The sequence below is a fragment of the Ignavibacteriota bacterium genome, assembly GCA_019637995.1.
Lineage (GTDB): Bacteria > Bacteroidota > Ignavibacteria > Kapaibacteriales > UBA2268 > JANJTB01.
Window position 1 is genome coordinate 1,239,240 of sequence record JAHBUQ010000001.1, and the last position, 12,544, is coordinate 1,251,783.

The 12,544-nt window shown below is 35.7% G+C and carries 4 protein-coding genes and 3 pseudogenes; all 7 read right to left on the minus strand.

Going from position 1 to position 12,544, the window contains the following annotated elements:
• Window positions 1-336: 336 nt before the first annotated feature.
• Complete coding sequence (locus KF896_04840) at window positions 337-4,857, minus strand: Cache 3/Cache 2 fusion domain-containing protein (protein ID MBX3043026.1); 4,521 nt, start codon at window positions 4,855-4,857, stop codon at window positions 337-339.
• A 303-nt stretch (window positions 4,858-5,160) separates the two neighbouring features.
• Window positions 5,161-7,173, minus strand: coding sequence for a PAS domain-containing protein (locus tag KF896_04845; GenBank protein ID MBX3043027.1), 2,013 nt, complete (start codon window positions 7,171-7,173; stop codon window positions 5,161-5,163).
• 126 nt (window positions 7,174-7,299) lie between these two features.
• Window positions 7,300-7,743: pseudogene (locus KF896_04850) on the minus strand (chemotaxis protein).
• 108 nt (window positions 7,744-7,851) lie between these two features.
• Window positions 7,852-9,315: pseudogene (locus KF896_04855) on the minus strand (PAS domain-containing protein).
• 78 nt (window positions 9,316-9,393) lie between these two features.
• A pseudogene (locus KF896_04860) lies at window positions 9,394-9,771 on the minus strand (CZB domain-containing protein).
• 606 nt (window positions 9,772-10,377) lie between these two features.
• A complete protein-coding gene (locus KF896_04865) occupies window positions 10,378-11,016 on the minus strand; it encodes a YbhB/YbcL family Raf kinase inhibitor-like protein (protein MBX3043028.1) in 639 nt (212 codons plus the stop codon).
• A 145-nt stretch (window positions 11,017-11,161) separates the two neighbouring features.
• Window positions 11,162-12,511: a magnesium transporter gene (gene mgtE / locus KF896_04870; GenBank protein ID MBX3043029.1), complete on the minus strand. Its 1,350-nt coding sequence runs from the start codon at window positions 12,509-12,511 to the stop codon at window positions 11,162-11,164.
• Between the last annotated feature and the right edge of the window lie 33 nt (window positions 12,512-12,544).

A 12,544-nucleotide genomic window follows, 5' to 3' on the forward strand; every position in this document is an offset into this window, starting at 1 on the left:
AGCAAATATCCATATACATAATCGTAAGTCTCCTGTTTTAAAAAAATCAAATTTCATAACACTTTAATAAAGTATTTGTTTGAAACTTATTTTATAATTTTATAAGAAAAATTATTTAATCCCATCTTGTTAAATATTTAGTGGTTATTAAAAGTATAAAATATTATAAAAATTTTGGACTGTTGCAAAAATATCTATTTTTGTGTTCTTGCTTTAATGAATTGTTATGATATGTTATTTCAACAATTGTTTAAGTTCATGATTTTGATTAAACAAAAAAGGGCTGCAAAATTTTTTGCAACCCCTTAAATGATCAGGAATATAATACTTAATCAATTACCAAGCTGAAGTAAGCTGTTTGCCTTTATTTGTACCTAACATATTGCTTGAACTGCCGCTAAAGCCCTTTCGACCGTCATCTACTTTGAATGATGATATCAAATCTCTTAATTGCTCAGTCATTCTGGCGAGTTCATCAGAAGTCTTGGCTACATCTTCTACTCGTGATGTAGAATCTGCAGTTACCTTTGAAATAGCTATTACGTTCTTACTGATTTGCTCACTCGTTGCTGACTGCTCTTCACTTGCGGCTGCAATCTGATTTACCATGTCAAGCACTTCATGGGTAGATGTCAATATCTGTTTTAATGATTCACCTGCTAAATCTGCAAGTTCAATACCGCTTTGCACTTCTACAGTACCCTTGTTCATTGCGATTACCGCCTGCTCGGTTTCATGCTGAATACCTTTTATCATTTTAGCAATTTGCTTAGTTGCTTCAGTGGTGCGCTCTGCAAGTTTGCGGACTTCATCAGCAACAACCGCAAAACCACGACCCTGCTCACCGGCACGGGCTGCTTCGATAGCTGCATTAAGTGCAAGCAAGTTTGTCTGGTCTGCGATATCATCAATTACAGAAATTATCTCACCAATTTGCTTGCTTGATTCGCCAAGTTGTTCGATATTTGTTGCTGAATTTTTCACCACAGTTGCTATGTCTTTCATCTTGCTCACAGTTTGTTCAACTACTTTGCCGGATTCAGATGCCATCGAACTGTTTTTAGTTGCTACATCTGCGGTACGGCTGGCACTCATTGCATTCTCTGTAATCGTCCTGCTCATTGCCTCTACTGCATTTGCTACTTCATCTGCTTGTGCTGACTGCTCCTGAGATGCTGCAGCAAGTGATTCTGCTGTGCTGGATATTTCGTGGGCGGCACTGGCTGTATTTTGTATCGAATCACTTAGCTGAGTAATCAAATCGCTCAATGATTCTGCAAATGCATTGATATCGTTCTTTAATCTCGCAAAATCTCCCTGATATTCACTTAGAATTCGGGATGTAAGGTCGCCGGTTGCAAATATGGACATTACATTGCTCGTCTCTTCGATTGGTTCGACTACTAAATCAAGAGTTCTGTTGACTCCTTCTACTATTTTACGGAAATCTCCATGATGGTGGGTGACTTCGGCTCGCGTCTGAAGTGCGCCTGATTCTGCAGCTTCTACAAGCATTAATGCGTCTTTAACCAATGAATCTACGGCATCTATACAACCATTGAGATTATTCTTAATTTCGTTGAAATCACCGTTATAATTGTCAGTAATTTTTGGAGGTATATCACCTTTTGAAATGCGGTCAACATATTCTGCAGCAACATTCAATGGTCCAATTACGTTATCAAGTGTTTTATTTACACCATCTATTATCGAACGGAAATCACCATTGTGCTTAGTTGCATCTGCACGGGTATCAAGTTTGCCGTCTATTGCAGCGTTAGCAAGCATATTGGCATCTTTTACCAATTCTTTGATGTTTTCTCTAACTTTTTCAATTGTTTCATTGATAAATACTTTCTTGCCCGGGAATACTTCAATTTTGGCATCTAAATTACCATTACCGAATTCTTTGAAACAAGCCATAGCTTTCTTCTTAACCGAAATGTGACCATTGACCATATCATTCACGCCATGTGCCATTTCATTGTAAGCGCCTGTGAATTTATCAACATTAATTACAACATCAATATCACCTAAGTCATGTTGCTTAGACATGTAGTTCATTTCATTGATTAATCCATTAAGACTATCAATACACTGATTAAGATTATTCTTGATTTCGTTGAAATCACCGTTATAGTTATCTGTGATTTTCGGAGGTATATCGCCCTTCGCAATTCTGTCAACATATTCTGCTGCTACGTTCAGTGGTCCGATTACATTATCAAGTGTATCGTTTACACCTTGTACGATTGCTCTGAAATCGCCACCGTGTCTGGTTACATCTGCACGGGTATCAAGCTTACCTTCTACTGCTGCTTTTGAAAGCATTCCGGCATCAGCTACAAGTAAGTTTACGGCATCAATACATGTGTTAAGGTTGTTTTTAATTAAATTGAAATCACCATAGTATTCTTTGGTGATTTTCTCAGGTATATCACCTTTTGAAATTCTATCAACATACTCAGCGGCGACATTCAAGGGCCCAATTACATTATCAAGTGTATCGTTTACTCCCTGAACAATAGCTCTGAAATCACCCTGATGTTTTGTAACATCAGCACGTACATCAAGTTTACCTTGAAGAGCGGCTTGTGCAAGCATTTTTGTATCTGAAATCAAATTGATAATATTTTGTCTCAATAAGTTTATTCTTTCTGTAGCAATAATTTGTTTACCTGGCAATACAGGCATTTCATGAACTAAATTACCTTCAGAATATTCAAGTAAAAGATTTAACATACCAAAAATTGCATCTATATGAATTCGCATACCCTCGTTATAGCCGAATATTAATTCTTTATATGCTCCTTGGTATTTGTCAACATTTGCATAAGCTTCAATATCTCCTTCTTTTTGAAGTCTTGTCGTCAATGACATTTCGTCAATTAATCCGTTAAGACTGTCGATACAACCATTAAGATTATTCTTAATTTCGTTAAAATCTCCATTATAATTATCTGTAATTTTCGGTGGTATATCACCCTTTGAAATTCTGTCAACATATTCTGCTGCTACATTCAGTGGTCCGATTACATTATCAAGTGTATCGTTGACACCTTGGACGATTGCTCGGAAATCACCACCATGTCTTGTTGCATCGGCTCGAGTATCGAGTTTACCGTCTATTGCTGCAGTTGCCAACATCTTGGCATCGGCTACAAGTAAATCTACCGCATCGATACAGCCATTAAGATTATTCTTGATTTCGTTAAAATCGCCGTTGTAGTTATCAGTAATCTTAGGAGGTATATCACCTTTTGAAATTCTGTCAACATACTCAGCGGCTACATTGAGTGGTCCAATTACATTATCAAGTGTATCATTTACTCCTTGAACTATTGCACGGAAATCGCCACCATGTCTTGTTGCATCTGCACGGGTATCAAGTTTTCCTTCTAATGCGGCTGTTGACAACATCTTGGCGTCTTTTACAAGTAAATCTATAGCATCTATACAACCATTGAGATTATTCTTAATTTCATTGAAATCGCCGTTGTAGTTATCAGTTATCTTAGGAGGTATATCACCTTTAGAAATGCGGTCAACATATTCTGCTGCTACGTTCAGTGGTCCGATTACATTGTCAAGTGTGTCGTTCACACCCTGAATAATTGCACGGAAATCGCCCTGATGCTTAGTAGCATCAGCACGCGTGTCAAGCTTGCCCTGAAGAGCAGCTTGCGAAAGCATATTTGCGTCTGTTGATAATGCTTTTACAGAATTTACCATTTTCTTCATAGCATTAGCAAGTTGTCCTATTTCATCTTTCTGGTCAGTATCAATTGTGATATCCAGATTTCCAATTGAAACTTTTTCAGCGATGTTCAGACTGCTATTTATGCCTTTTACAACACTTCTAACAATTATGAATAAAACTAAAAGTACTATAAATAATGAAACAACAGTCGAAATGATAAGAACAAATCTTAATGTATTAAAAATACTGTTGTAATCTTCAGTGTACCAACCGACTGTAACATAACTGTCAATTGATTCCTGATATCTATAATATTGAGTCTTTTCTCTGCCTTCCCAATCATAAGTAACAACACCATTTTTCGATTGAGTCATTTCCTTGAAGAAATCATAATCGGCAATACTTTTACCAACTGTAGATGCGACGGCATGAGCTGTCACGATACCTTTTGAATCTACAATATACGGGTATCCTGAACCGAAGAAACTCTTTTTGCTGAAATAATCTGATAAGGAATTATAGTTAACATCAGGAACTCCGACATATATCATTCCTTTAATTATGCCATTTATTCTGATTGGTTCGTAAGCAGTAATAAACCATTTATCAACTACCCAAGCCCTACCTATAAAACGCTCACCTTTCTCAATAGATTGAACAACAGGGCTATCATAACCGAGTAAAGTACCTTCAGCTCTTTTACCTTCCAAGTTCATAACATTGGTTGATACCCTTAAGTAACCTTGGGGAACTTTTTGGAATATTGTTGAAGTCGTTATACCCATTCCCTTAATCGAATCAACAATATCATAATTTTGTTGTACTTGTTTTCCGTTTAGAGTCCACTTATTCACACTGTTACCATTAATTGAAACAGTTTCGTTAGCAGATTCAAAGATAGTTCCCATAGACTTTAAATAAGTAGAAGCAAGGTTAATACCTACTTCAATTCTACCTTTCTTTCCCTCAACTTCCAAATCTATCATTTTCTGATAGCTATCCAAATATTCAGTTATGCTTTCATCATAAACTCCATGCAATGTATCGCTAACGAAATTATTGATGTAGAAACTGAAAACTAGGAAAGAAAACAAAACTATTCCACCGACTAATATGTACAGCCGGTTTCCAATCTTCATATTGTTAATAAAACTCATATTTAAAACTCCGTAAATTAATATTAATTAATTGATTTTATTTTTTATTTTTGTATATTGCAAGTTGCAATATCAAAACAACAAATTTATAAATACGTTAAACACACAAACAAAATTAAGAAAATTTTCAATATTATTTCTGATTTATTTATAATTTTGTTGTTTTTTTTGATTTTTACGTACATATATTACAAAACCTAATATCAATTAATAATTTCAAAGTTCTTCAACACAAAAACAAAAAAGGGCTGCAAAATTTTTTTTGCAACCCCTTAAATGATCAGGAATATAATACTTAATCAATTACCAAGCTGAAGTAAGCTGTTTGCCTTTATTTGTACCTAACATATTGCTTGAACTGCCGCTAAAGCCCTTTCGACCGTCATCTACTTTGAATGATGATATCAAATCTCTTAATTGCTCAGTCATTCTGGCGAGTTCATCAGAAGTCTTGGCTACATCTTCTACTCGTGATGTAGAATCTGCAGTTACCTTTGAAATAGCTATTACGTTCTTACTGATTTGCTCACTCGTTGCTGACTGCTCTTCACTTGCGGCTGCAATCTGATTTACCATGTCAAGCACTTCATGGGTAGATGTCAATATCTGTTTTAATGATTCACCTGCTAAATCTGCAAGTTCAATACCGCTTTGCACTTCTACAGTACCCTTGTTCATTGCGATTACCGCCTGCTCGGTTTCATGCTGAATACCTTTTATCATTTTAGCAATTTGCTTAGTTGCTTCAGTGGTGCGCTCTGCAAGTTTGCGGACTTCATCAGCAACAACCGCAAAACCACGACCCTGCTCACCGGCACGGGCTGCTTCGATAGCTGCATTAAGTGCAAGCAAGTTTGTCTGGTCTGCGATATCATCAATTACAGAAATTATCTCACCAATTTGCTTGCTTGATTCGCCAAGTTGTTCGATATTTGTTGCTGAATTTTTCACCACAGTTGCTATGTCTTTCATCTTGCTCACAGTTTGTTCAACTACTTTGCCGGATTCAGATGCCATCGAACTGTTTTTAGTTGCTACATCTGCGGTACGGCTGGCACTCATTGCATTCTCTGTAATCGTCCTGCTCATTGCCTCTACTGCATTTGCTACTTCATCTGCTTGTGCTGACTGCTCCTGAGATGCTGCAGCAAGTGATTCTGCTGTGCTGGATATTTCGTGGGCGGCACTGGCTGTATTTTGTATCGAATCACTTAGCTGAGTAATCAAATCGCTCAATGATTCTGCAAATGCATTGATATCGTTCTTTAATCTCGCAAAATCTCCCTGATATTCACTTAGAATTCGGGATGTAAGGTCGCCGGTTGCAAATATGGACATTACATTGCTCGTCTCTTCGATTGGTTCGACTACTAAATCAAGAGTTCTGTTGACTCCTTCTACTATTTTACGGAAATCTCCATGATGGTGGGTGACTTCGGCTCGCGTCTGAAGTGCGCCTGATTCTGCAGCTTCTACAAGCATTAATGCGTCTTTAACCAATGAATCTACGGCATCTATACAACCATTGAGATTATTCTTAATTTCGTTGAAATCACCGTTATAATTGTCAGTAATTTTTGGAGGTATATCACCTTTTGAAATGCGGTCAACATATTCTGCAGCAACATTCAATGGTCCAATTACGTTATCAAGTGTTTTATTTACACCATCTATTATCGAACGGAAATCACCATTGTGCTTAGTTGCATCTGCACGGGTATCAAGTTTGCCGTCTATTGCAGCGTTAGCAAGCATATTGGCATCGTCACGTAAGGATTTAACAGCATTTACAAAAACATTTATGGCTGATTTTATTTCAAAAAGTGTTTTGTAAGCGAGTTTCGTATCGGCATCAGGTGTTGTAAAATCAACTTCTGCAGTTAAATCGCCACTTGCTAATTGTTTTAAACCGGCTACTAACTTTTTAGTTTCTCCATCCTGATACGAAGCTATCTTCTCTATCTTACGCATATTGTTCTTTATTTCGGTCTGATCCATAACCACTTCAAACGCTCCTATTGCTTTTCCGCTCTTATCACGGATTGGTATAGCAGAGTATTTGATTTCTAAGTCATGTCCACCAGGATGAGCGTCGGTTTCTTGAGTTACATTCTTATTGCTGTTCATTGTCATAGCACAAGCACAGTCTTTAGTTTGACACTGTGACGTTTTGAAATGATTGAAACATTTTGAACCTTCAAGTTCTTTGCCTTTTTTGTTATCAAGACTTGCACCAAGCTCATTCATGTAAAGTATATTGAAGTCATTATCAATTGCCATTGCCGGTATTGGAAGACTATCAATAAGGGTAGTCATTGAATCCATACTATCATTTATGCCTTCTATGATTTCGCGGAAATCACCACTGTGTCTGCTTGCTTCAGCTCTGTATCTCAACTTGCCAACTGCAATGTTTTTTCCTAAATCCTTTGTATCTTTTATCATTGAGTTCACGGCATCTATGCAACCATTGAGATTATTCTTAATTTCGTTAAAGTCTCCGTTATAGTTATCTGTAATTTTTGGTGGTATATCACCCTTTGAAATTCTGTCCACATATTCTGCTGCTACGTTAAGTGGACCGATTACATTGTCAAGTGTATCATTCACGCCTTGTACGATTGCTCGGAAATCGCCACCGTGTCTTGTTGCATCGGCTCGAGTATCGAGTTTACCGTCTATTGCCGCATTAGCAAGCATCTTGGCGTCTTTTACAAGTAAATCTACGGCATCTATACAGCCATTAAGATTATTCTTAATTTCGTTAAAATCTCCATTGTAATTATCTGTAATTTTCGGAGGTATATCACCCTTTGATATTCTGTCTATGTATTCAGCGGCTACATTTAAAGGACCTATAATGGCATTTAACAAGTCGTTTATACCTTGTCTTAGCTTCAAATAATCACCTTTCGCATTTCCAAGCTCAATACGTTGGTCAAGTTGACCTGCTTGGGCAGCAGCAATCAAATCAATTATTAAGAAGATAGTATTTTTCTGTGCAGTTATATCTGTAGCAAATTTTACTACTTTGAATACATTGCCGTTCTGGTCTTTTACTGGAGTATAAGATGCCTGTATCCATATTTCTTTGCCACCTTTGCCAAATCGCTGGAATTCTGCGGTTTGGGCTTCGCCACGTCTTAATGCTTCCCAGAATTGTTTATATTCAATTGAACTTGCAAATTCTTTATTCACAAAAATTGAATGATGCTTGCCTTGTACTTCTTCAAGAGCATAACCCACTGCACCCAAGAAATGATGATTTGCACGCAAGATGGTTCCATCCGGCTTAAATTCAATTACTGCCTGTGATTCATTAATACCGCTGATTTGTCCTTCGTAATCAGCATTCTTTAGTTTTTGAGCTGTGATGTCAGATGCATATTTAACTACTTTGAATACCTTACCACTCATATCTTTTATTGGAGTATATGATGCCTGTATCCAAATTTCATTACCGCCTTTTCCAAAACGCTGGAATTCACCGGCTTTTGTAATACCTGCTCTTAATTCTTCCCAGAACTGTTTATATTCATTTGAGTTTGCATAACTGTTATCAGCAAAAATTGAATGATGTTTACCTTGTACTTCTTCAAGAGAATAGCCGACAGTACCTAAGAAATGATGATTTGCACGAATAATTGTACCATCAGGTTGGAACTCGATGACCGCCTGAGATTGATTGATCCCGCGTATTTGTCCCTGATAATCAACATTTAAGTCAATATTGGCATTCAAATTATTCTTGATTTCATTAAAATCACCGAAATATTCATCAGTAATCTTTGGAGGAATATCACCTTTGGAAATTCTGTCAATATATTCTGCAGCTACGTTGAGTGGTCCAATTACGTTATCAAGTGTATCGTTTACTCCCTGAATAATAGCTCTAAAGTCACCACCGTGTCTTGTTGCATCTGAACGGGTATCAAGTTTACCAACACGTGCTGCATCAGATAACATTTTGGCATCTTTTACAAGTAAATCTACTGCATCAATACAGCCATTAAGATTGTTCTTAATTTCATTGAAATCGCCGTTGTAGTTATCAGTTATCTTAGGAGGTATATCACCCTTAGAAATGCGGTCAACATATTCTGCTGCTACGTTCAATGGTCCGATAACAGCATCAAGAGTTTGATTTATACCAACAACTATATCCCTAAACTGAGAATTAATTGTATCAGGATTGCCCCGTGTATCAAGTTTTCCTTCAACAGCAGCTTTTGAAAGTCTTTCAACTTCGTTAAGCATTGATTTAATTATGCTTAGAATTCTTTTTGTCATAAATACAACCAATAAAATAGCTCCTAGAATAGCAACAACAGTAATTATTATTATTGTTGTTGTTGTTGTTCTTGCGGAGTTTACCATAACTTCATCTGTTATTATATTTGCCTCTGTTGTCTTAATAATATCTGTAAGCAAATCTCCCACTCTTTCAAGTGATACCATTGTTTCATTTTCATATACATCAACAATTTTTTTAGATTTTTCTTCTTTTGTTAATGTATTATCCTCATGAATTTTGGCAATTTTTGTTGACGAACCATGAAGAGTTGTATGGTGCGATTCAATTTCCTCAAATATTGGCTTTAGCTGTGGAATGAATTCTTCCGCTTTCGTTCTGTCCTCGCTGTAATACCATTTACCAAAGTCACATAATCTATGGTCTTGTTGTACATTCATTACGTAATGTTCCTGGTCAATCACAAACTTAGCCAAATTAAGAGACCATTTTAAATGGTCAACATGTTTTTGAGTTGTAATTGCCTTCAAATCATTTCCACGCACAACTAAATCTGCATTAGTTACAATCTGGTTGATACCATATATTGCTATCAATGAATAAATAGTGAAAAATACAATCATCACTACAAAAGTGATTTGCATCTGTTTTGTTAACTTCATAGCACACTCCAATTTTATTGAACAAAAATTATTTCAAAAATCTTTTTTTTAAAATAACATTAACAAGAATTTAATATACAATAAATATTTTAATTTTTTGATTTATTATTTTTTTTTTGAAAATATAATATTCATTTTTTAAATATATTTATTTTTAAATAAGACTAATATATTTATTATGGTTACGATGATTATATTTTAAAATATAATCATCGTATTTTATTAATTATGAAATACAAAATTCCTGCTATGCTTAAATCATATATTAATGTTCACTTAATAAATTACAAATTAGATTAAATATAATCAATATATACTTCATAATTTAAGTGATTCAGAATTTATCAATTATAATAATAATTAACATGTATTTCAACTATATGAAGTTATTTATTATCAAAACAGTAGATTTGGGAAAGTTGATTACCAATTATTCAGGAAGTTTTCAATCAATTTAATATGAGCAATTTTTTCAACTATCATATCACAGTTTTATATAGCCATTCTGAGCGAAATCTAAGTATGTAAACAATTGATTAACATACGTTTCGACTTCGCTCAGTCTAACTATTAAAAAATGAAGATATTGAATTATAAAAAGTTTCTTTACCCAAGTAAAGAAATCAAATTTTTATTTAAAGTATATTGTCCGACCCACTGGGCTTCAGCTAAAACATGTCCCTGAATTGAACTTATCAGTTCTCTGCCTGTAAAATTACCACTTAGTCCTAAAGTTTCTACATCCAGAGCAAATACTTTAAAATGATAGTGATGTATTCTTTCGTCATTCCATGGAGGACAAGGACCATCATAACCGCCATAAAAACCTTTCATGTTTTCATCATTGGCAAACCAATTTGTATAATCATTAATACCTGTTATGCCACCATAATGAGTTTTTCCGGGTGTCTTGCCTCTTTCGGTTACTCCTGTAGAGTCAGCACCACTGTCAATTTTTGTGACAATAGCGGGAATATCGGCAAGGACCCAATGATAAAAGTCAACACGAGGTAAATCAGCAGGTACTGTTTTCCCTTCAACATTTACATCATCTCCAACTGAAGGGACATCAGGGTCAACGCAGACCAAAGCAAATGATTTAGTATTTGAAGGAAAATCAGACCAGTTAATAGCAGGATTAATATTATTTCCCATAGTAATGCCGCCATCAGCTGTAGGAACACATAGTGCATGTTTATACGAAACTCTTGCACCGTGTTCAAATGTTGGTATATGTACCTTCATCACATTCTCTCCTAAAATATTTTAACAAATTTTTGATTTATACTGATTTTTAGAAGATATAAACAAAGTAATATTGTATTAATAATGTTTATAATTGTCAAACTCATAAAATGACATGATAAACACAAATAAATATAAAATATAATTATAATCCTAAAATCCAAATAGAAAGATTGAAGTAAATAATCATTCCTGTAAAGTCAATCAATGTAGCCATAAATGGGCTAGAAATAACCGCAGGGTCAAATTTCATTTTGTTCAGAAATAGTGGCAGCAGACCACCGACGAGATTTGCCCATAGCACCATCACAACCATCGAAAGCCCTACAATTATTGCTATTTTATGACCCGGATCATCTATAAGATATCCTCTTAAAAATGCAATTGCTCCAAGTGTCAACCCCAGTAACAAACCTACCATAATCTCTTTTTTCATTACTTCAAACCAATGATCGAAATTAAGACCTTCAACTGCAATAGAACGGATAATGAGGGTAGCAGATTGAGTTCCCGAGTTTCCTGCTGTGCCAATAAGCATTGTAGGAAATAACGCCAAAGCAACCATTTGCATATAAACCCAGTCAAAATGCTCAATTGCTTGTACTGTTAAAAAGTTAGCAAACAAAAGAGCAATGAGCCATGGAACTCTTTTAAACCACAGTTTGAATACTCCGGCAGATTGGTAACTCTGCTCAACAGGATTCATACCACCGATTTTCTGGAAGTCTTCTGTTGTTTCTTCTTCAGATATGTCCATTACGTCATCAAAAGTAACAATTCCAACAAGCACTCCTAAAGAATCTACAATAGGAATAGCTATTAAGTCATACTTTTCCAGCATTTTTACAGCTTTTTCCTGGTCGTCAAATGCTGATAAAGAAACAACATTATAATCCATCAAATCTGATATTGAGGCATCTTCCTCAGCTAAGATTATTGAACGAAGCTTAATATCATCTAATAATTTTCCACTTTTATCTGTTACATAAACTCTGTTAATTGTTTCAGAATCTTTTCCAAATTTACGAATATGATGCAGCGCCTTATGAATTGTCCAATACGAACGAACTGCCACAAAATCAGGTGTCATTCTTCTGCCGACACTTTCCTCCGGATAGCCCAAAAGTTCGCGTGCTTCTTTCAAATCGTCCGGATCAAGAAGCGACATAAGTCTTCTGGTTACTTTGGAGGGTAGCTCTTCAAGAAGTTCAGTTCTATCATCAGGCGGAAGGTCGGCAAGCAAATTACGGGTCTCTTGATCAGTCAAATCCACAAGGAATGTATCTTTCTGATCGCCATCAAGATATGAAAAAACCTCAGCCGCTACTTCCCTTGGTAAGGCTCTGAAAATTAGAACACGATCTGTCTTTTCTACATCAAGAAACAGGTCAACTATCTCAGGAGGAGGCCATGAACATAGAATCTCCCTGAGATCTGTCCAATTTCTTGTATAAATCAGTTCGTGTATTTCTGGTTTTAACAATTCTTTAAGCATAAAATTTCTATTTGCTTTAACAGAAACATCTAA

What these genes read in the sequence shown, in the direction of transcription:
- KF896_04845 (MBX3043027.1), bottom strand. Translation starts at nt 7,173, where the DNA reads ATGACTACCCTTATTGATAGTCTTCCAATACCGGCAATGGCAATTGAT.
- KF896_04865 (MBX3043028.1), bottom strand. Translation starts at nt 11,016, where the DNA reads ATGAAGGTACATATACCAACATTTGAACACGGTGCAAGAGTTTCGTAT.
- KF896_04840 (MBX3043026.1), bottom strand. Translation starts at nt 4,857, where the DNA reads ATGAGTTTTATTAACAATATGAAGATTGGAAACCGGCTGTACATATTA.
- mgtE (MBX3043029.1), bottom strand. Translation starts at nt 12,511, where the DNA reads ATGCTTAAAGAATTGTTAAAACCAGAAATACACGAACTGATTTATACA.